Below are 20,994 nucleotides of genomic sequence, written 5' to 3' on the forward strand. Positions count from 1 at the left end.
CGCCCAAATTATCACTCAAACAGCGTTCTGGCCCGCGACTAGACCGCGGGCCGGAAGCACTGCCTTATAAACCCTGCTCTACAAATGGAACGGTCAGGGCCAATGCTGCATCCAGAGCGCCGGCGTCTGTACCGCCGCCCTGCGCCATGTCTGGACGACCACCGCCCTTCCCGCCCACTGCCGCAGCGGCTTGTTTCATCAAATCACCGGCTTTGAGTTGGCCAGTCAGGTCTTTGGTCACGCCAGCAACCAGCACGACCTTTTCCTCATGGACACTGCCGAGCAGGATCACTGCGCGGCCGAGTTTGTTTTTCAGTTGATCGACCAGCGCCAGCAGCGCCTTGCCATCCTGACCGTCCAGACGCACGGACAGCACTTTCACGCCTTTGACGTCCAGCGCAGAGGCCGACAAATCGTCGCCCGCCGCACTGGCAGCCTTGGCTTGCAACTGCTCGAGTTGCTTCTCCAGCAGACGGTTGCGCTCCAGCACAGCCGACAGCTTGTCGATCAGGTTGTCGCGGCTGCCCTTGACCAGGTTGGCCGCTTCCTTGAGTTGTTCTTCGGCAGCGTTCAAGTAGGCCAGCGCTTGCGCACCGGTAACTGCCTCAATACGACGTACGCCCGAAGCCACACCGCCTTCGCTGATGATTTTCAGCAGGCCGATGTCGCCGGTACGGTTGGCGTGGATACCACCACACAGCTCAACCGAGAAATCGCCGCCCATGCTCAGCACACGCACGTTGTCGCCGTACTTCTCGCCGAACAGCGCCATGGCGCCTTTTTTCTTGGCGGTTTCGATGTCGGTTTCTTCGGTTTCAACGGCGGAATTCTTGCGAATCTCGGCGTTGACGATGTCTTCCAGCGCCTTCAACTGATCAGGCTTGATGGCTTCGAAGTGGCTGAAGTCAAAGCGCAGGCGCTGACTGTCGACCAACGAACCTTTCTGCTGAACGTGATCGCCCAGCACCTGACGCAATGCAGCGTGCAGCAAGTGAGTTGCCGAGTGGTTCAGCGAAGTCGCGTGGCGCACGTCGGCTTCGACGTGAGCTTCCACGGATGCGCCGATCAACAAGCTGCCCGAAGCCAGCACGCCGTGGTGCAGGAACGCGCCACCGGTCTTGGTGGTGTCACGCACGTCGAAACGCGAAGCGCCGGCCTGCAAGTAACCGCAGTCACCCACCTGACCGCCCGACTCCGCGTAGAACGGCGTCTGGTTCAGGACGATCACGCCCTCTTCACCTTCGCTCAATACATCGACCGCTTGGCCATCTTTATACAGACCGACAATTTTCGCCGAACCGCTGGTCGCCTCGTAACCGGTAAATTCGGTGGCCACATCAACCTTGACCAGGCTGTTGTAGTCCATGCCAAAGGAGCTGGCGGAACGGGCACGGACGCGCTGGGCTTCCATTTCACGTTCAAAGCCTTCTTCGTCGATGGTCAGGCTACGCTCGCGAGCGATGTCGCCGGTCAGGTCCATCGGGAAGCCGTAGGTGTCATAGAGTTTGAACACGACGTCGCCCGGCACCACGTCGCCTTTGAGGTCGGCCAGATCCTGCTCGAGGATTTTCAGGCCCTGCTCCAGGGTTTTGGCGAACTGCTCTTCTTCGGCTTTCAGAACGCGTTCGATATGCGCCTGCTGGGATTTCAGCTCCGGGAAGGCTTCGCCCATCTCGGCGACCAGGGCCGCAACGATCTGGTAGAAGAAGCTGCCCTTGGCCCCCAGCTTGTTGCCGTGACGGCAAGCGCGACGAATGATTCGGCGCAGTACATAACCGCGACCTTCGTTGGACGGCAGCACACCGTCGGCAATCAGGAAGCCGCAGGAACGGATGTGGTCAGCCACGACTTTCAGGGAAGCCTGAGCGTCGTTGGTGCAACCGATGGCCTTGGCCGAAGCGATCAGCAGGCTCTGGAACAGGTCGATTTCATAGTTCGAGTGAACGTGCTGCAGCACGGCACTGATCCGTTCCAGGCCCATGCCGGTGTCGACCGACGGTGCCGGCAGCGGGTGCAACACGCCATCGGCGGTGCGGTTGAACTGCATGAACACGTTGTTCCAGATTTCGATGTAACGGTCACCGTCTTCCTCCGGCGAACCCGGTGGGCCGCCCCAGATGTCGGCGCCGTGATCGTAGAAAATCTCGGTGCAAGGGCCGCACGGGCCAGTATCGCCCATGGTCCAGAAGTTATCGGACGCGTACGGCGCGCCTTTGTTATCGCCGATACGAACCATGCGCTCGGCCGGGACACCGATTTCCTTGGTCCAGATGTCGTACGCCTCGTCATCGCTGGCGTAGACGGTGACCCAGAGCTTTTCCTTTGGCAGGTTCAACCACTGGTCGGACGTCAGGAAGTTCCAGGCGTAGGTGATGGCGTCACGCTTGAAATAATCACCGAAGCTGAAGTTGCCCAGCATTTCGAAGAAGGTGTGGTGACGGGCGGTATAACCGACGTTTTCCAGGTCGTTGTGCTTGCCGCCGGCGCGCACGCATTTCTGGCTGCTGACCGCGCGGGTGTACGCGCGTTTTTCCTGGCCCAGGAAGCAGTCCTTGAACTGGTTCATCCCCGCGTTAGTGAACAGCAGGGTTGGGTCGTTGCCCGGAATCAAAGAGCTGGAGGCTACACGGGTGTGGCCTTGCTCTTCGAAGAAGCGAAGGAAGGCTTCACGGATTTCTGCGCTTTTCATTAGGTTCTTCCACGGAGGCTGCGGCCAAAGGCCTGTTCGAAACGTCAACAGACGAAGCGACGGCAAAGGGCCGCATTATATCGGCGTTAGTGACTAGGTACAGTGTGTTTGTACGTTACAAGCAGTCAATTGGACGGCTAACGCTATCACTTGCGTGAAAAGTCGACGAATGCCGCGACGACCTGCTCGATTTGCTCACGACTGACGTCCATGTGCGTGACCATACGCAGACGCCCTGCCGCGCTCAACCTGATCCCGCGCTCAGCAGCGAAAGTCTTGATCGCTTCAGCTTTGTCGCCCATCTGCACGTAAACCATGTTGGTCTGCACCGGTTCGACGTCGTAACCCGCTGCACGCAAGCCTTCGGCCAGGAATTGTGCATTGGCATGGTCATCGGCCAGACGCTGGACATTGTTGTTCAGGGCATACAAACCCGCCGCGGCCAGAAGCCCGGCCTGACGCATGCCGCCCCCGACCATTTTGCGCAAGCGGCGCGCCTTGCCGATCAACTCGACCGAGCCGCACAGTACCGAACCGACTGGCGCACCCAGGCCTTTGGACAGGCAGACCGAAACGGAATCGAAGTGCTGAGTGATTTCCTTGGCATCAACACCCAGTTTGACGGCTGCGTTGTAGAGTCGGGCGCCGTCCAGGTGCAGCTGCAACCCATGTTCACGGGTAAAGCTTCGGGCCCGCGCCAGATACTCAAGCGGCAGTACTTTGCCTTGCATGGTGTTTTCCAGCGCCAGCAAACGGGTGCGGGCGAAGTGGAAATCGTCCGGTTTGATCGCGGCGGCCACGTGGGCCAGGTTCAGCGAGCCGTCGGCCTGCACTTCCAGCGGCTGCGGCTGGATCGAACCAAGCACCGCCGCCCCACCGCCTTCGTACTTATAGGTGTGAGCCTGCTGGCCAACAATGTATTCATCACCGCGTTCGCAATGCGCCATCAAACCCAGCAAGTTGCTCATGGTGCCCGTCGGTACGAACAGCGCTGCGGCGAAACCCAGCCGCTGCGCAAGCTCGGCTTCAAGGCCGTTGACCGTCGGATCTTCACCATAAACGTCGTCACCGGTGGCCGCCTTAGCCATCGCGTCGAGCATCCCGACGGAGGGTTGGGTGACGGTGTCGCTGCGAAGATCGATAACGTTCATGAATCTGGCCTCGGTAAGTAGGGGAAATCCCTTCCAGGTCGGAATTACTGCGGGCATGACAACGAATAATCAACCCTTGAGCGGGAAAAGGCCTCTCAAGCCTAGCGAAAAAGTCGATCGCAATCATCGGATAGCAGCGATGCGCGGCTCTGAAATATGTGTTAAAAACGCTGCGCTGCCAGACACTCTGACGGCAAAACGTTCTCAGGGCGGGGTGCAACTCCCCACCGGCGGTAATTGCGCGCAACGCGCATAGCCCGCGAGCGCTTGGCGACAGGCACGGCAAATGGCTGTGTATGACGACAAGGTCAGCAGACCCGGTGTGATCCCGGGGCCGACGGTCATAGTCCGGATGAAGAGAGAACGGGATTGACGCCAAAGGGCCGTCCGCAGGCATTCGTGCAAGCGTGCGCACCCCGAAATCCCATTCGATTCATACGCCCTGTTTTATACATAAACAGGAGTCAGAACATGCAACCCACCGCAATCGATAGCAAAAGCAAAAACCATCAGGGCGAGCGCGTTGCGTTCATCCAGGCCTGCTGGCACAAAGAAATCGTCGATCAAAGCCGCAAAGGCTTCGTGGCCGAAATGATTGCTCAGGGTTATCAGGAATCGGAAATCGATTTCTTCGAAGTCGGCGGCGCCTTTGAAATCCCGCTGCATGCCAAGCTGCTGGCCAAGTCCGGTCGTTACGCCGGTATCGTCGCCGCAGGCCTGGTGGTCGACGGCGGGATCTACCGTCACGAATTCGTGGCGCAATCGGTGATCAGCGGCCTGATGCAGGTCCAGTTGGAAACCGAAGTGCCGGTGTTCTCGGTGGTTTTGACCCCGCACCACTTCCATGCCGGCGAAGAACATCAGAAATTCTTCTTCGAGCATTTTGTGCATAAAGGTCAGGAAGCGGCGAAAACGTGCACGGATACGCTGCACAAGATGCGCGCGTTGCGTCGTAGTGAGCCGCGTGCGGTGGCTGTTTAATCCAAAGTCGTTGGTCCGGGTGAAGTCTGCGCCTTCACCCAAACCTAATGTGGGAGCGGGCTTGCTCGCGATACCGGTTTAACATTCAACGCAGGTGTTGACTGTCAGTCCGCCTTCGCGAGCAAGTCGGATCGCCGCACCGCCGCTCCCACATTTGTTATGCGTTGATCTCAGGCCAGGTTTTCGTCGGTGGCTGGTACGACCAGGATGCCGGCGCGCAAGCCATTCTTCACCTTGGGGTTCGGGAAGATGATCCGGGCGCCCTCTTCTTCGATGATCCAACGGGTATTGGCGATGTCTTCCGCCAGCAGGTAACCCACGTCCAGCTCAGAAAAGTTCTCGATGTCCGCCGGAAGGTTCAAGCGGAAGCTATCGCTGTGCTTGATGATTTCCCGCGCCACGCTGTACAGCTGCAAGCCGTCCAGTGCCGACTCGGTCAGTTCCGGTTCGGTACCTTCGATGATCTGTTTCAGGCGGGCTTCCAGCAGGGAAACATTGACCCCGGCGTTTTGCCCGAACGGCCGTGCCTTGCCCAGTTCAAGGGTGAAGGACTCGGCGCCCAGCTTGTCGTAGGTGTAGGAACTGAAGACGATGGATGGCTTGTTCTGTAACAACACCGCCTCCATGCCGGCAGCACGCAGGCGCGCCAGTTCCTGACGCGAATGCTGGCGACCTTCCTTCCAGGGATACAAGGCGAACTGCTCGATTTTCGAGCCGCGAATCGCGGTGTGCAGGTCATAGTGCAGACGCTGGCGATCCGGCAGGCTGAAGAAAACCGCCGCCAGCCGCTCCAGCTCACAAGCGCGCAAGGCTTCTGAGCCGCTGCTCTGTTCATGACGGCCATTGAACAGCCGATTGACGTCCTGTTCGATGAAGCGCTCACCTTTACGGATCGCGTCGGGGTTACCGAACAGAAACAGAATTCGTGCGCGTGGCTTCAAGTCGCCACGAGCGATGTCATGCAACAGGCGATCAAGCAACTCGATCGGCGCTGTTTCGTTGCCGTGGATACCGGCCGACAGCAGCAGGTCCAGGCCATTGTCACTCGCTTGCGGTGGCCGGACTTCCAGCGCACCTTCGCTCAACCAGCGCATCCGCACGCCTTCGACAGTCAGTTGAGTCTTCTCCGCCGGTTCGCGGCCGGCGAGGGTCAGTTCAAGCAGTTTGCCGAGGGCGAGCATAGAGCGGTTTCCTTAGTGGTCGTGTGCGCAATCCGGGCCGTGCTCGTGGTCTTCGTCACCGACATCAGCCGGTTCCATTTCCAGTTGCAGACTTACCAGATTAGTCGCCAATGGGCGCAGCAGCAGGTTAGCGTATTCAGCATCGCCTTCTTCAACGTCCACACCGATCAGCAGTTGGCCGCGGCCATCGTGCTGGATCCACAGCTCTTTGCCTTGCCACATGACCGCGACGCGGGTGCAGGAGGTTTCCAGTTGCGTGCCGTCGGTGTCTTCAAGGATCAGCTGCAGGGTATCGCTCATGTTTTTACGCTCTCGTTTGAGACTTTCAATTGATCTGGAATGGATAAACCGCGCCCAGTTTAAGGATTTGCGTCAGTTCATCCAGTGCCGTCCGGCACTCAAGCAGCAATTGCGGGTCCGCAAGATCGTTTTCAGTCATGCGGTCGCGGTAGTGCTTGTCGACCCATTCGGTCAACGTGCCGTACAACGGTGCCGTCATGATAACTCCTGGATTGACGGCTGCCAGTTCGGTTTCATTCAGTGCGACGCGCAACCGCAGGCAAGCCGGGCCACCGCCGTTCTGCATGCTCTGCTTCAGATCGAACACTTTCACTTCGCGGATCAGGCCGCCGGAGCTGGTCAAACCTTGCAGGTATTGCCAGACACGCTCGTTGCCACGGCACTCTTCCGGCACGATCAACAGCATCGAGCCGTCAGGACGCGACAGCAGTTGGCTATTGAACAAGTAGGAACGAACGGCGTCTTCCACGGTTACTGCGGAGCGCGGTACGCAGACTGACTGAAATTTCCCACCGACTTTGGCGAGTTTGCTTTGCAGTTCGGCGAGCATCTGTTCGGTGTCGAGGAAGGCGTCCTCGTGATAGAACAACACCTCACCGTTACCCACTGCGATCACGTCGTTGTGGAATACGCCCTGATCGATTACCGACGGGTTTTGCTGCGCGTAGACCACGCCGTCTTCGCTCAGGCCGTGCAGGCGGACGACCGCCTGGGACGCTTCCAGCGTCTGGCGCGCCGGGTATTTCTGCGGTGCCGGGTAACGGGTGTCGAAGGCGCTGCGACCGAAAACGAAGAACTCGACGCCCGCTTCACCGTATTCACGGCAGAAACGGGTGTGGTTGGCGGCGCCTTCGTCACCGAACTGCGCCACGGCCGGCAAGGCGGCGTGGTGAGCAAAGTGCTTCTGATCCGCGAACATGGCGCCCAGCACGCGGCTGGTGGTCGGGTGTTCGATGCTGCGGTGGTATTTGCAGTTGAGGTTGGCAGCGGTGAAATGCACGCGGCCATCCGCCGTGTCGGCACTTGGGCTGACCGTGGCGGCGTTAGCCACCCACATACTCGACGCAGAGCAACTGGCGACCAGCAACGGCATGGCGTCTTTAGCCGCGTGTTCGATCACTTGAGCATCGGTACCGCTGAAACCCAAACGGCGCAGCGCGGCCACGTCCGGGCGTTCTTGCGGAGCCAGTACGCCCTGCTGAAAGCCCATTTCCATCAGCGATTTCATTTTCGCCAGGCCTTGCAGCGCGGCTTCCTTCGGGTTCGAGGACTGCTGGCTGTTGCTCTGGGACGCGACGTTGCCGTAGGACAAACCGCCGTAGTTATGGGTCGGCCCCACTAGACCGTCAAAATTGACTTCATAGGATTTCATCAGCGAGGCTCCACGAGAATCTGTTGTTATAGGCTTCAGTAGCTATTTTTTGAGACCGGGGTGCGGCCATCGCGGGCGAGCCCGGCTCCTACAGGTCGGTCGTGTTCACACATGTTGTGACCGACGCAAATCCTGTGGGAGCCGGGCTTGCCCGCGATTGGGCGTTACGCCATTTTCACGCCAGGCGTCAGGGCCGCCGGCATGGTCAGGCTCGGGGTTTCCAGCGAGGCCACCGGGTACGCGCAGTAATCTGCTGCGTAGTAGGCGCTTGCGCGATGGTTGCCCGAGGCGCCGACACCGCCGAATGGCGCGCTGCTCGCCGCACCGGTCAGTTGCTTGTTCCAGTTGACGATACCCGCACGGCTTTCCAGCCAGAACTGCTGATAACGCGCTTGCGAATCCGACAGCAGACCGGCTGCCAGGCCATAGTCGGTGTCGTTGGCTTCGGCGATCGCCGCTTCAAAATCAGCGTAGCGGATCACTTGCAGCAACGGGCCGAACAGCTCTTCGTCAGGGCGATCAGCCACAGCTGTCACGTCCAGAATACCCGGAGTCAGCAACGCAGCCTGCGCCTGCGGCTGAGTCATTTCCAGCAATGTCACTGCACCATTGGCCAGCAAATGTTCTTGCGCATCCATCAACGCTTTCGCAGCGCCAAGGGAGATGACCGAACCCATGAACGGTGCCGGTTGTTGATCAAATGCACCGACTTCAATCGTCGAACTGACTGCCACCAGACGCGCCAGCAGCGTGTCGCCCCAGGCGCCTTGCGGCACCAACAAACGGCGTGCACAGGTGCAACGCTGACCGGCGGAAATGAAGGCCGACTGGATGATGGTGTAAACGGCGGCATCGAGGTCTGCCACTTCGTCGACCACCAGCGGGTTGTTACCGCCCATTTCCAGCGCAAGGATCTTGTCTGGACGACCAGCGAATTGCTGATGCAAGTGGTTGCCGGTGCGGCTGGAACCGGTGAAGAACAAGCCGTCGATGCCCGGGTTCGCCGCCAGGGCGATACCGGTTTCACGAGCGCCTTGCAGCAAGTTCAATACACCTGCCGGCAGACCGGCTTCGATCCAGCACTTGACCGTCAACTCGGCGACTTTCGGGGTCAGTTCGCTCGGCTTGAACAACACACTATTACCGGCCAGCAGCGCTGGCACGATGTGACCGTTCGGCAAGTGGCCAGGGAAATTGTAAGGACCAAACACCGCCACCACGCCATGTGGCTTGTGACGCAGTACCGCAGTGGCATCGCCCAGAGGGCCGCTCTTCTCGCCGGTACGTTCGCGGTAGCTCTGCACCGAAATCGCGATCTTGTTGACCATGCTGGTCACTTCAGTCGCCGACTCCCACAGCGGTTTGCCGGTTTCCTCACCGATGCAGTGCGCCAGTTCGTCTGCCTTGTTTTTCAGTGCAGCGGCAAAGGCCTCAAGCACGGTAATGCGCTCGTCCAGCGTACGCCGGGCCCAGCCGGGGAATGCCTGACGCGCGGCTTGCACGGCGGATTCAACCTGAGCAGCCGTGGCGCCTTCGCCGGACCACAGCACTTGCTGGGTCACCGGGTTCAGCGACTGGAAGGATTCACCCTGGCCGACCAGCCATTCACCTGCGATGTACAGCGAATTCATTATTTCGACTCCCGAGCAGCGGACAACGGAACGGCGCGCACTTGATCGCCAGCGTTGAGTTGAAGGCGTTTAGCGGTCAGCGGATCAACCACCAGCGTGCCGGCGGCGAGGCGTGCTGGCGCGGCAGTCATCCGGCAGTCTTCGCGCTTGCGGTTGTGAATCAGGAATGGCGTAGCGTCGTCACCTGGCGTGCCGATGGCCAACACCAGCGCCTCGCTGTCACGTACCGCGCGAATCTTGCCGGTTTCGCACTCGACGGCCGGGCCGGCGTCGAAGATGTCGACGTAGCCCTGGTAGCTGAAACCCTCGCTCTTTAGCATGGCCAGCGCCGGCTCGGTGTCCGGGTGCACCTGGCCGATGACGTTGCGCGCGTCGGGCGACAGGAAGCAGGTGTACAGCGGAAACTTCGGCATCAGTTCGGCGATGAACGCCTTGTTACCCACGCCGGTCAGGTAATCGGCCTGGCTGAACTCCATCTTGAAGAAGTGGCGGCCCAGGCTCTCCCAGAACGGCGAGCGCCCGGCTTCGTCGGACACACCGCGCATTTCGGCGATGATCTTGTTGCCGAACAGTTGCGGGAACTCGGCGATAAACAGCATACGCGCCTTGGCCAGCATGCGGCCATTAAGGCCGGTGCGGTAATCGGCGTGCAGGAACAACGAGCACAATTCCGAATTACCGGTCAGGTCATTGGCCAGGAACAGCGTCGGGATCTCGCGGTAGATGTTCAGCTCTTGCGAAGCGCTGACCGTCAGGCCGACCCGGAAGTTGTACCAGGGCTCGCGCAGGCCGACCGCACCGGCGATGGCGGAAATGCCCACCACACGGCCAGTGTCGTCTTCGAGTACGAACAGGTAGTCCGCATCAGCGCGCCCGGCTTCGCCGCGAAAGGTCTTCTCGGCCCAGCCGACCCGATGGGCCAGACGCTCTTCGTTGGCCGGCAAAGTGGTCAGGCCGGTGCCGGTGCTGCGGGCCAGGTCGATCAGAGCGGGTAAATCGCTGCTGCGTACGGGACGAACGATCATGCTATCTCCTCAAACGGGCCGCTTGCGCCACCCGTGAAATTTCGCTGCTTTCCAGGCATTTCTTTCTGGAAATCAAAGCCGGCGTTAAACCGCCACCAAGCGCACGCTGGCACCTTCACCGACGCCCAAGGCTTCGGCCGCTTGCAGATCCAGGGTCACTGGCTTGCCTGGCGCGTAATCGAGCTCAAGCAACACGGCGCGGTAATCCTGCAACTGGGCATTGGCCACCAGGTACTGACGACCGGCACCTTTGACCGGCTCACCGATTTTCACCGGCACAACGCGGCTCTGGGCGATCGAACGGATCCCCGTCACACGTGCGTGCAAGGTCGGGCCGCCGTCGAAAATGTCGATGTAGTGATCGGTTTCAAAACCTTCGCGCATCAGGATGTCGAAGGTGATCTGCGCCCGTGGATGCACCTGGCCCATCGCCTCTTGAGCGGAGTCCGGCAGCAGCGGCACATAGATCGGGTAATGCGGCATCAGTTCGGCCAGGAACGTACGGCTTTTCAGACCGCACAGACGTTCGGCTTCAGCGTAGTTGAGGTCGAAAAAGTTGCGGCCGATGGCATCCCAGAATGGCGAGTCACCGTTTTCATCGCTGTAGCCCACGATCTCGGTCACCACGGAATCGGCAAAGCGTTCCGGATGGCTGGCCACGAACAGCAAGCGACCACGGGAGTTGAGCTCGGCCCAAGGCGAACCCACCAGCTCGCGCTGCACGTAGAAACTGGTCAGCAAGCTGTTGCCGGTCAAGTCGTGGCACTGGGAGAGCACGTGGATCTTGTTATGAATCTTCAGCTCGCGAGAAGCGTGCACAAAGGTTTCATTACGGAAGCTGTAGAACGGCTCGGAATACCCCGCCGAGGCCACGATGGCCGAACAACCGGCCAGCTTGCCGGTGGTCGTGTCTTCGAGGACGAAGAAATAGCTCTCTTCACCATTGAAGCTGACTTCGGCGGCAAACGAGGCTTCGCTTGCGGCGATCTTGTCGCTCAGGCGTTCAACGTCATCCGGCAAGGAAGTGACACCAATCGGGCTATCCGCAGCCAGACGCTGTACCTCGCCCAGATCAGCCATTTGCGCGGGGCGCATCACCAGCATGGTGTCACTCCTTTCTCTAAACTCTTTGAGGAAAATAAACCGGCCCGGCTTTTTGAAGACTTGGGTAGGAGCGAGCCTGCTCGCGATGGTAGATCAGCAACATTGATGTCGACTGACACACCATCGCGAGCAGGCTCACTCCTACAGAAAAGCGGGGCCGGCATAAAATTTGGTTCGACGCCTGAACAATCAGGCGCCGAAGGGTCTATCAGGCTTGAGTCAACTTCGCTACGGCACGTTCGAAGCGGTCCAGACCGGCATCGATATCTGCATCTTCAACCACCAGGCTAGGCGCAAAACGCACCACGTCCGGACCGGCTTGCAGAATCATCAGGCCTTCACGTTCAGCGGCGTTGAAGATGTCTTTGGCCTTGCCTTTCCAGACATCGCTCAACACACAGCCGATCAGCAGGCCCAGGCCACGGACCTCAGTGAAGAGACCGTATTTCTCGCCGATCTGCTCCAGACGCACCTTGAACTTGTCGTGTTTGGCGTTGACGCCGGCCAGCACTTCAGGGGTGTTGATCACGTCGATCACGGCTTCAGCGACAGCACACGCCAGCGGGTTACCGCCGTAAGTGGTGCCGTGAGTGCCGACGACCAGGTGTTTGGCCAGGTCTTCGGTGGTCAGCATGGCTGCGATCGGGAAACCGCCGCCCAGGCTCTTGGCGCTGGTCAGGATGTCCGGCGTCACGCCGTAATGCTGGTAGGCGAACAGCTTGCCGCTGCGGCCCATACCGGTTTGCACTTCGTCGAATACCAGTAGTGCATTGTGCTCGGTGCACAACTCACGAGCGCCTTGCAGGTAAGCCAGTTCAGCCGGCAATACGCCGCCCTCGCCCTGGATCGGTTCCAGAACAACTGCGCAAGTCTTGTCGGAAATGGCAGCTTTCAGTGCAGCCAGATCGTTGTACGGCACGTGAGTGATACCGGTGATTTTCGGACCGAAACCGTCGGAGTACTTCGACTGGCCACCGACGTTCACGGTGAACAGGGTACGGCCGTGGAAGCTGTTCAGCGCGGCGATGATTTCGTACTTCTCGCTACCGTAACGATCGAAGGCGACGCGACGGGCCAGCTTGAATGCGGCCTCGTTGGCTTCGGCGCCAGAGTTACAGAAGAACACACGCTCGGCAAAGGTGGCGTCGATCAGCTTATGTGCCAGGCGCAGGGCCGGCTCATTGGTGAACACGTTGGACACGTGCCACAGCTTGTTCGCCTGCTCGGTCAAGGCACCGACCAGCGCCGGGTGCGCGTGGCCCAATACGTTAACGGCAATCCCGCCGGCGAAGTCGATCAGCTCGCGGCCAGACTGGTCCCAGACGCGGGAACCGGCACCACGCACGGGGATGAAAGCGGCAGGCGCGTAGTTGGGAACCATTACCTGGTCGAAATCGGCGCGTTGTACCGCAGCGTGCTCAACGGACATCGGAGTCTCCTGAAGAGGAACACTCGCCTGAAACTGGCGAGCGATGGGGGGATTGTAAGGACAGTTTTCAGCCCGGCCTTGCCGCCAAGCGACAACTTCTTATAGCGCAAACCCCGGATTCAACCGGGTTTACGGCAATGCGACATATAGCGTCGCAAAGGCGCAGTTTAAACCGCCGACACAGGTTATAGGCTGGCTTGTCGACCGGTGCGGTAAATATGTACCGCACGTAGTGCATCGTCGTCTGTTTTGCTTGGGCTCAAACCAAACGCTAAGGGACTAGCGCATGAACCAAGACGATTTTGAGCTCACCGCTCACCCGGATACGCACTTCCATCACTTTTACCGAAATCTGCCCGCGTGGGTATTAGAGGCATCGGCCGATACGCGCGGCGCCCTCAAGAACGCCAGCCTTGAAGTGCCTCAATGGCATGGCAACGCTTCGCGCCTGCAACATCAGGTACTGAAAAGCTCCAGCCAGGTACATTGGACCCAGCGAAATCGTTTAGGCGCGAATTTGGCAAGGCTGCAAAACGCCCGGGATTTTGCCGAATCACTTCTGGTCCCGGCGCTGAAAACCCGTTTCGACCTGGAAGTAGACGTCAAAACCACCTTCTTGCGCCTGTACATCCCTTTAAGTACGCCCTGGTTTGCGATCAAAACCGGGGCCGCCCGCACCTGGACGGTGTCGCTGCTCGACGCCGCTCTACACAACTTTCAACAATCAGAGACCGAGGCGCAGGCTTACGAACCTGCTTCGACCTTTATTACCGAACCGTCGCCTACAGGACAGTTCGATACCCTGCCGCAGGTCTGCAAAAAAATCACGGTTCAAGGCTTTACCCGGTTGTGCCGGGAGCTGGACATTGGCGGCCAGTACAACGCCTATCTCAAAGACAATCTGGGGTTGACCAACCGGGTGGCCGGGGCCGTTTTGAAACAACAGGTCTTGAGCACGAACAAAGCCGCTCTGCGGTCTGCATTGCACCTGGCCCATGCGCGCCAGGAGATTAATAGCGACGCCTTTAACGCGATCTACCGCGTACTGGAAGGACGCGCGAGCATACTTTGGGACGGTCACCCCCTGCACTGTCACGACCTGACCATGATGTCTTCATCGCTGACCGGCATTGTCATCTTTGGCGCCAAAGCAGGCCGGGCAACCAAGGCAACCCGGATCATCGCCTACATTCCGGACGACCCGGAGCATCCACTCAAGCTATACCCCGACACCGTGGCGTTCATGACCGAGCTGACCCGCAAGCTTCGCTCGCCTGCTTATCAAACCTTCTTCAGCCGCTTCGTCGATCACGCAGAACGGGGGCACTTCTTCGCCGACCTGAACAGCCGCCTGCAAACCGTGACATGGCATCAACACAGCCATGGCGACCCGTTGCCAAGCTGGCGCGAAACGCCCATCAACAAGCCCAACCTGCAGTTTTCGATGACGCCATTCAGAGCAGACCTGTGGAATCATCTGTACCAGCGCCAGCTGAACAAGATCATCAACGATGCCAGTTCGCTCGCCGTCTCCACTGCTCGCGTCGATCAAGCTGCGCGATGGGCGCTGTGGGACGCGCTCAGTAAAGTCGCCTCGACCATCCTTGAGGTGGCGTCTTTCGTTGCCCTGCCCTTTGTGCCGTTTCTGGGCGAGCTGATGCTGGCCTATATGGCCTACCAGCTACTCGACGAGACGTTCGAGGGGGTCATTGACTGGGCCGAAGGGCTGAAAAAAGCGGCGTTTGGACATCTGATCGGCATCGTCGAAACGGCGATTCAAGTAGGGACATTCGCGGTAGGCGGTGCCATCGTCGCCGGTACATTCAGTCGCCTCATTTCTCGCGAAACGGCGGCACTGATCGCACCCCTTAAACCGGTGCCGGCGCCAGAAGGCAAAACCAAGTACTGGAAGCCGGATTTAACGCCGTACGAACAAGCCATCAAACTGCCCGATGAGGGAAAACCCGATCGTCTCGGCCTGTACCAGCATGCGGGCAAGACGCTGCTCCCCCTCGAAGGAAAGCTGTACGCCGTGCAAGCGACTCGCGAAACCGGTCAGTTTCAGATTGAACACCCAAGCCGCGTCGACACCTATAAGCCGTCATTGCGACACAACGGTTATGGCGCCTGGCAAACAGAACTGGAGCAACCACTGCATTGGGACCGGGAAACCGTCATGCGGCGTCTTGGGCACAGTGTCGAATCGTTTTCCAGCGCCGAGCGCGAGCAGATTCTGCGGATCAGTGGTTATCACGACAACGTACTGCGAGAAATCCATGTCGAAAACCATCGCCCGCCATCGCTGCTGACCGACACCATCAAGCGTTTCAGGATCGATCGGGACATTCAGACGTTTATCGAACAGATGGGTAGCGACCAGCCTGAGCAATATCGCAAGGCCGATCCGGTCATACAACGTCAGTTACTGACCCGATTCGACTCATGGCCTGTCGATAACGCCCTGCCGGAACCGGGATCCCAGACACCTGCATTGCGCAAGCAGACCGCGGACACTGCCCGAAACTACCGCAAGTCGCTGTTCGAACTTCGCTATCGCGAACAGGAGAAGACAGAAGATCTACCGACACAGCGAATGCTCGACGACTTTAAGGGATTACCGACCGATATCGCCCAGGAACTGGTGAGTAATGCTTCTGGCGCCGAACTGAGACAAATACACAACGGGGTCATACCTCAACGCCTGAAGGACGTCGCCAGGAAAGCCCTGGAAGCGGTGCGCGCTAGCCGAGCTTATGAAGGCCTTTTTTCTGATGCCCTGACAAGCGCAGACACCCACACGCTAGCCTTGCACAGTCTGGAGTTGCTACCCGAATGGCCCGCCAATGTGCGCATCGAGGTGAGGGACTTTGTCCATGACGGGATCGTGCGCGACAGCATCGGGCCAGTTGACGCATCGATCCGAAAAACGCTGGTGCGCAGCGAAGACGGCGTTTATCAGACGCTTGATGACACCCAAACGCCGACGTTCTCTGGAGATTTTTATCAGGCTATCCTTCACGCGCTGCCGGATGCCGAGCGCACCACACTGGGCTTTTCCCTTGACGAAGGCCAGACGTTCAAACAGCGCATTGCCGCCAAGGCTCTGGACCACCCACAGCTTCGTGCACTGTTTGCGAAAAACCCCCATCGAAAACCCTTCTACGACCCAACAACCATGCGCCTGCCTGGGGGTACGGAAGGTTACCGCCGCACGGCCCCCCCGACACCAACGCTCAACGACCGGGTTCGCGAGGTTTACCCAAGCCTCTCCGAGGAAGAAAACCAGGCCATGGTCCTCATGCTGCAGCGTCATCCCGATGGCGCCCGTATAGAACTTTCACGCCTGGCCAACGAACTGGCCCGGCTGCATCGGGATTTAAGCCACTGGATAAACGATGCACCGACCGTACACCCGCAAACACGCCTTGCACTGAACGATCTGGACCGTGATATCGCGCGCCGCAATCGCACACAGCTCGCTCAGGAAATCCAGCGCAGCTGGCGCCGACAGTCCGAACGGGATTTTGATGCGCCGGATGGGAGCGGGCAGTATGTGCTGAAGTTTGCAGAACCGATCCCCGGCGATTTGCCGACACTGACCGCGGACTTCAGCCATGTATCGCTGCTTTCTCTGGAAGGCGATCATGCAGCGCAGGGAATACCGGAATTCCTGAACCGCTTTAATGGGCTTCGCCGCCTGGAACTGCGCCGCTTTGACCTGATCACCCTCCCCGATGCCATTACCCGAATGCCGAACCTTGATGCACTGGTGCTCAGCGATTGCGGTATCGGGGTAAACGCCGCCACATGGTCGAAGCTGATGTCCCTGGACAAATTGGTCGTGCTGGGTCTGTATAAAAACCCGTTCGAAATCGTACCCCGCATCGACTCGATGAAAGAACTGGTTCACCTTGATCTAAGCAATACCCACCTGACCGACATCCCGACCGGAGCCCTGCAGCACCCAAAACTCGACACCCTCCTGTTGATGAACAACAAGATCAGCGAATTGCCTGCCGAGTTGTTCGAGAGCTCGCTGTACGACAACCGCGGCGTGCACCTCACGCACAACCCGATTTCCAACCGCTCGCGACAGCTCGTCAAGCAACACCATTTCGACACCGCTTACGACATGGGCATCTATGCCCCCGAGGCGGACATTGATCGCGTTCAAAAGCTTTACCCAAGCATGGAGGTCGAGCAAGCCAGCGAATTTGTCTACGAGTTGCCGGGCACGCTGGAGGATGGCCGGGCAGAGCTGACGCGCCTGGAAGCCGAGCTGGCTCGATTGAAAACCGATTTGTCTGCCTGGACCGCAGACCTACCAGCCCGCCACCCGCTGACCGGCGAGCCTTTCGACCCCGCCCAACTCTTTGCCGAACAAGCCAACCGTGACGAGTTCAAGCAGGCGCTGGAGCAATGCTGGCAGCATGAATCCGAACTGGATGACTTCAACGACTCCACAGAGGCCACCTACGAACTGAGGATCCGTACGATCATCAACGGGCAACTACCTGCCCTGAATGCAGACTTCAGCCATGTGTCGACGTTGGAGGTTCAAAGTGCCGGTGGCGTGACGCATATCGGCCGTTTCCTGGAATCGTTTCCCAACCTCAAAAGCCTGAGATTGCGCGACTGCACGCTGGGCAACATTCCAGATGCCGTGTTTAACATGGGCCAATTGCGGTCGCTTTCACTTCCCACTTGCCGCGTCAGACTGACAGAAGAGTCGGCAAACGCACTGGCTGGAATGGTACAGCTCGATTACCTCGACCTGGGCTCCAACCCTCTGGGGCGGACCATTGACCTGAGCCAGATGCCGGACCTGTCGACCCTCCTGCTCGATAACACCGCAATCACCGAATTACCGAACGGCCTGCTTCACTTGGATAATTTGGATTGGGTAGACCTGAGCTCGAATGCAATCACCGAAGTGCCTAGCGATTTGATGGAACTGCCCGCGGAAATTGGAGAAAGCATTTCCTTGAGAGGCAATCCGCTTACGGAGGAAAGCCTGTTACGGCTGATCAGTTATTACGAACGCACGGGAGCGGATTTCGGGGTGGACGAGATCATCAACCGAGGTGAAATGGAAATTTCCACCTCTGCAAGCTCCGAGATCGACGAGTAACTCAGCTGCGCTCGGGCGGCACCGACGACAACTCGAACGGGCTGCTGCTGCGCCGCTGGTTGCGATCTTCCCGCGGCGTAGCACCGAAGAAATTGCGGTAGGCGCTGGAGAAGTGCGGCCCCGAGGAGAAGCCACACGACAGGCCGATCTGGATGATCGACTTGCTGGTTTGCATCAACATCTGCCGCGCCTTGTTAAGGCGCAATTCCAGGTAGTACTGGCTCGGCACACGATTGAGGTATTGCTTGAAGATCCGCTCCAACTGCCGGCGGGACACGCACACATGTTGGGCGATTTCGTCGGTGGTCAGCGGCTCTTCGATGTTGGCTTCCATCAGCAACACGGCTTGAGTGAGCTTCGGATGGCTGGAACCGAGACGGTTTTGCAGCGGGATACGCTGGCGTTCGCCGCCTTCGCGGATGCGTTCGACCACCAGTTCTTCGGACACGGCGCCGGCCAGCTCGGCGCCGTGATCACGGGCCAGTACTGCCAACAGCAAATCGAGTACCGACAGGCCGCCACACGCGGTCAGTCGATCGCGATCCCAATCGAACAAATGACTGGTGGCGATAACTTTCGGAAAGCGTTCGGCGAAATCGTCCTGCCAGCGCCAATGCACGGCAGCGCGATAGCCGTCGAGCAAACCCAATTGCGCCAATGGGTAAACACCGGCCGACAATCCGCCAATCACGCAACCGGCGCGCACCAGTTGTTTCAACGCACTGCTGAGCGCCGGCGCGAGTGTGGCCGGCGGCTCATCGGCAAGCAGAAACAACTTCTGGAAATTTTCGAGCTTGCCGGCCCAAGGTTCACCCGGCAATTGCCAGGCGCCTTCGGTCGGCGGTTCGGCCTGCAAAAACGACAGTTCGTAAACCACATCCGGATGCACACGCTGGGCAACACGCAAGGCCTCCTCAGCCAGCGCAAGCGTCAGTGCTTTAGTGCTGGGCCAAATCAGGAAACCAATTCGATGGGCAGTCATGGCGGGCAATCCGAAACGAGAACAGTGTTAGAAGCCGAAAGCGGCTGCAACCAAATTAGACCATCTGGCGCGCGGTGCGCAGCATGACCTAATTTGGTGCGTAACGGGAGCTATTACTTGAGGCTGCCCGAGAGGAATTGTTGCAAACGTTCAGACTGCGGATTAACCAGCACTTCACGCGGGTTGCCACTTTCTTCGACAACACCTTTGTGCAGGAACACCAACTGGTTCGACACCTCACGAGCAAAGCCCATTTCGTGCGTCACCACCACCATGGTCCGGCCTTCCTGGGCCAGGGCCTGCATGACTTTCAGCACGTCGCCGACCAGTTCCGGGTCGAGTGCCGACGTCGGTTCGTCAAACAGCATGACCTCAGGTTCCATCGCCAGCGCACGGGCAATGGCCACACGCTGCTGTTCGCCGCCGGACATGTGGCCAGGGTATGCGTCTTTGCGGTGAGCCACGCCCACTTTGTTCAGGTAGTGCTCGGCTTTTTCGCGGGCTTCGGCCTTGGACATGCCCAGTACGTGAACCGGCGCTTCCATGATGTTTTCCAGCGCGGTCATGTGCGACCACAGGTTGAAATGCTGGAACACCATCGACAGGCGCGAACGCATGCGTTGCAGCTGTTTCGGGTCGGCCGCCTTCAGCGCGCCGTCCTTGTTGGCGACCAGTTTCAGCTCTTCATTGTTGAGCAGAATCTTGCCCGCGTGCGGCTGCTCCAGCAGGTTGATGCAGCGCAGGAAGGTACTTTTGCCGGAGCCACTGGAGCCGATGATGCTGATCACATCGCCAGCCGCCGCTTTCAGGGACACACCCTTGAGCACTTCGTGACTGCCATAGCGTTTATGCAGGTCTTGGACTTCAAGTTTGTACATGCGGTCGGTTCTCACAAAAACAGTCAGTCAGTCGTTGAGCAAGCGCCCGTGACGCAGCGCTTCGCGCCCCGCCACCTTGGCCAGCCAGAAACCGGGTTGGGCATAACGCAGCCGTTCAATGGCAAACAGCACCCCGGACGTACCAGCACACACCGTGCTGACCCGATCCGACAACGGATCGATCACTTCAAAAATCTCGTCACCGGCTTCGATCCACTCACCGGGTTTACGCAGAAAACTCACCACACCAGGGTGCGGCGCAAACAGCAATTCAGTGCCTTCGAACGGCAGGCCTTCGCACGCTTCTTGCGCAGGCTTGGGCCATTCGCCGCTGATCAGGCCTTGCTCGGCGAGGAACGCCAGAATGCCTTCGGCATGAGCCTCAGACTCAAGACGACCGGTATCGGCCTGACCACCTAATTCAATGGTAGTCGCCAGACACGCCAGCGGAATCTGTGCATCAGGGAACAGGCGCGACAGACGCACCCACGGCAGCGAGCAGGCTTCGTCGAAGGAACTGCCGCCGGAATCTTCCGCGAGCAGACCGACCCGCACGTTCAAGTGCGCGGCCAACGAACGCCACTGCGGCCAGTGTTGCGGCAAGGCATACATGTGCAGCGCCGCTTCCGCGTCGCAGTGCAAATCCAGCACCACGTCAGCGGTGCAGGCGTGGCTGAGCAAGATGCGCTGCATGCCTTGCAACTGACTCGCGGCCGGCGGCAATGCAACAAGCGCATCGCTCATGGTTTGGCGGATCAAACGGATGTTGGCGTGCGGATCATCACCGAGGTGCCCTTCCAGCTCAGCAGCAACTGGCGCGCTCAGCTCGACGAAATCGCGGTTGAAGTTCTTGCCGCTGCCCGCTTCGAAACGCCCTTGGTGATTGCCCTGCAGCAGTTGACCGAGGCCCAGTGGGTTGGCCACCGGCACCAACTCGATCACACCGTTGAGCAAGCCCTGGGATTCGAGTTCGGTCAGGCGCTTTTTCAGCTCCCAGGCCGTGCGCATCCCCGGCAGCTCATCGGCGTGCAGGCTGGCCTGGATGTAAGCCTTGCGCTCGCCACTACCGAAGCGGAACACCGAAATCTGGCGTTCGCTGCCCAGGTGGCTCCACGGCAATGCATGATCGATGCGTTCCAT

At 59.2% G+C, this 20,994-nt stretch carries 14 protein-coding genes and 1 riboswitch; of the genes, 2 read left to right on the forward strand and 12 right to left on the reverse strand.

The features are described 5' to 3' along the window. Positions 1-64: 64 nt before the first annotated feature. Entirely contained in the window at positions 65-2,689 is a 2,625-nt protein-coding gene (gene alaS, locus ACA048_RS21865; RefSeq protein ID WP_497626239.1) for an alanine--tRNA ligase, read from the reverse strand. 146 nt (positions 2,690-2,835) lie between these two features. Then, the gene (ltaE, locus tag ACA048_RS21870; RefSeq protein ID WP_497626240.1) at positions 2,836-3,840 is read right to left on the reverse strand and encodes a low-specificity L-threonine aldolase; all 1,005 of its coding nucleotides are present in this window, start codon (positions 3,838-3,840) and stop codon (positions 2,836-2,838) included. A gap of 196 nt (positions 3,841-4,036) precedes the next feature. Continuing rightward, positions 4,037-4,209, forward strand: a riboswitch (FMN riboswitch). Positions 4,210-4,311: 102 nt separating this feature from the next. Here ltaE and ACA048_RS21875 point away from each other — a divergent pair. Next, positions 4,312-4,821: a 6,7-dimethyl-8-ribityllumazine synthase gene (locus ACA048_RS21875; protein WP_497626241.1), complete on the forward strand. Its 510-nt coding sequence runs from the start codon at positions 4,312-4,314 to the stop codon at positions 4,819-4,821. Positions 4,822-4,991: 170 nt separating this feature from the next. On the opposite strand, the gene astE is transcribed toward ACA048_RS21875, so the two are convergent. The 7 genes from astE to ACA048_RS21910 all read right to left on the reverse strand — a co-directional run bounded on the left by astE (position 4,992) and on the right by ACA048_RS21910 (position 12,863). Next, the gene (gene astE, locus ACA048_RS21880) at positions 4,992-6,002 is read right to left on the reverse strand and encodes a succinylglutamate desuccinylase (protein WP_497626242.1); all 1,011 of its coding nucleotides are present in this window, start codon (positions 6,000-6,002) and stop codon (positions 4,992-4,994) included. Positions 6,003-6,014: 12 nt separating this feature from the next. Then, positions 6,015-6,302 (reverse strand): topoisomerase II, encoded by a 288-nt coding sequence (locus ACA048_RS21885; RefSeq protein WP_497626243.1) that lies wholly within the window; start codon positions 6,300-6,302, stop codon positions 6,015-6,017. 25 nt (positions 6,303-6,327) lie between these two features. Then, positions 6,328-7,674, reverse strand: coding sequence for an N-succinylarginine dihydrolase (gene astB, locus ACA048_RS21890; RefSeq protein ID WP_497626244.1), 1,347 nt, complete (start codon positions 7,672-7,674; stop codon positions 6,328-6,330). A 164-nt stretch (positions 7,675-7,838) separates the two neighbouring features. Continuing rightward, a complete protein-coding gene (gene astD, locus ACA048_RS21895) occupies positions 7,839-9,308 on the reverse strand; it encodes a succinylglutamate-semialdehyde dehydrogenase (protein ID WP_497629914.1) in 1,470 nt (489 codons plus the stop codon). Further along, a complete protein-coding gene (astA, locus tag ACA048_RS21900; protein ID WP_497626245.1) occupies positions 9,305-10,330 on the reverse strand; it encodes an arginine N-succinyltransferase in 1,026 nt (341 codons plus the stop codon). The genes astD and astA overlap by 4 nt, the downstream gene beginning before the upstream one ends. A gap of 84 nt (positions 10,331-10,414) precedes the next feature. After that, positions 10,415-11,434: an arginine/ornithine succinyltransferase subunit alpha gene (gene aruF, locus ACA048_RS21905; RefSeq protein WP_497626246.1), complete on the reverse strand. Its 1,020-nt coding sequence runs from the start codon at positions 11,432-11,434 to the stop codon at positions 10,415-10,417. A gap of 208 nt (positions 11,435-11,642) precedes the next feature. Next, a complete protein-coding gene (locus ACA048_RS21910) occupies positions 11,643-12,863 on the reverse strand; it encodes an aspartate aminotransferase family protein (protein ID WP_497626247.1) in 1,221 nt (406 codons plus the stop codon). A 286-nt stretch (positions 12,864-13,149) separates the two neighbouring features. Between ACA048_RS21910 and ACA048_RS21915 the strand changes: the two genes are divergently transcribed. After that, entirely contained in the window at positions 13,150-17,994 is a 4,845-nt protein-coding gene (locus ACA048_RS21915) for a dermonecrotic toxin domain-containing protein (RefSeq protein WP_497626248.1), read from the forward strand. 1 nt (position 17,995) lies between these two features. Here the strand turns inward: ACA048_RS21915 and argR are convergent, their stop codons facing one another. From argR to ACA048_RS21930, 3 genes are all read right to left on the reverse strand, one after another. Then, the gene (argR, locus tag ACA048_RS21920; protein WP_497626249.1) at positions 17,996-18,976 is read right to left on the reverse strand and encodes a transcriptional regulator ArgR; all 981 of its coding nucleotides are present in this window, start codon (positions 18,974-18,976) and stop codon (positions 17,996-17,998) included. Between the two features lie 113 nt (positions 18,977-19,089). Next, the gene (locus tag ACA048_RS21925; RefSeq protein ID WP_046042317.1) at positions 19,090-19,854 is read right to left on the reverse strand and encodes an ABC transporter ATP-binding protein; all 765 of its coding nucleotides are present in this window, start codon (positions 19,852-19,854) and stop codon (positions 19,090-19,092) included. A gap of 27 nt (positions 19,855-19,881) precedes the next feature. Then, the gene (locus ACA048_RS21930) at positions 19,882-20,994 is read right to left on the reverse strand and encodes a M14 family metallopeptidase (RefSeq protein ID WP_497626250.1); all 1,113 of its coding nucleotides are present in this window, start codon (positions 20,992-20,994) and stop codon (positions 19,882-19,884) included.

It is taken from the genome of Pseudomonas sp. LBUM1659 (genome assembly GCF_059716045.1).

Coding starts and splice junctions, on each gene's coding strand:
- aruF (WP_497626246.1), bottom strand. CDS start 11,434: ATGCTGGTGATGCGCCCCGCGCAAATGGCTGATCTGGGCGAGGTACAG.
- argR (WP_497626249.1), bottom strand. CDS start 18,976: ATGACTGCCCATCGAATTGGTTTCCTGATTTGGCCCAGCACTAAAGCA.
- ACA048_RS21885 (WP_497626243.1), bottom strand. CDS start 6,302: ATGAGCGATACCCTGCAGCTGATCCTTGAAGACACCGACGGCACGCAA.
- alaS (WP_497626239.1), bottom strand. CDS start 2,689: ATGAAAAGCGCAGAAATCCGTGAAGCCTTCCTTCGCTTCTTCGAAGAG.
- ACA048_RS21875 (WP_497626241.1), top strand. CDS start 4,312: ATGCAACCCACCGCAATCGATAGCAAAAGCAAAAACCATCAGGGCGAG.
- ACA048_RS21930 (WP_497626250.1), bottom strand. CDS start 20,994: ATGGAACGCATCGATCATGCATTGCCGTGGAGCCACCTGGGCAGCGAA.
- ACA048_RS21915 (WP_497626248.1), top strand. CDS start 13,150: ATGAACCAAGACGATTTTGAGCTCACCGCTCACCCGGATACGCACTTC.
- ACA048_RS21910 (WP_497626247.1), bottom strand. CDS start 12,863: ATGTCCGTTGAGCACGCTGCGGTACAACGCGCCGATTTCGACCAGGTA.
- astA (WP_497626245.1), bottom strand. CDS start 10,330: ATGATCGTTCGTCCCGTACGCAGCAGCGATTTACCCGCTCTGATCGAC.
- astB (WP_497626244.1), bottom strand. CDS start 7,674: ATGAAATCCTATGAAGTCAATTTTGACGGTCTAGTGGGGCCGACCCAT.
- astE (WP_497626242.1), bottom strand. CDS start 6,002: ATGCTCGCCCTCGGCAAACTGCTTGAACTGACCCTCGCCGGCCGCGAA.
- ltaE (WP_497626240.1), bottom strand. CDS start 3,840: ATGAACGTTATCGATCTTCGCAGCGACACCGTCACCCAACCCTCCGTC.
- ACA048_RS21925 (WP_046042317.1), bottom strand. CDS start 19,854: ATGTACAAACTTGAAGTCCAAGACCTGCATAAACGCTATGGCAGTCAC.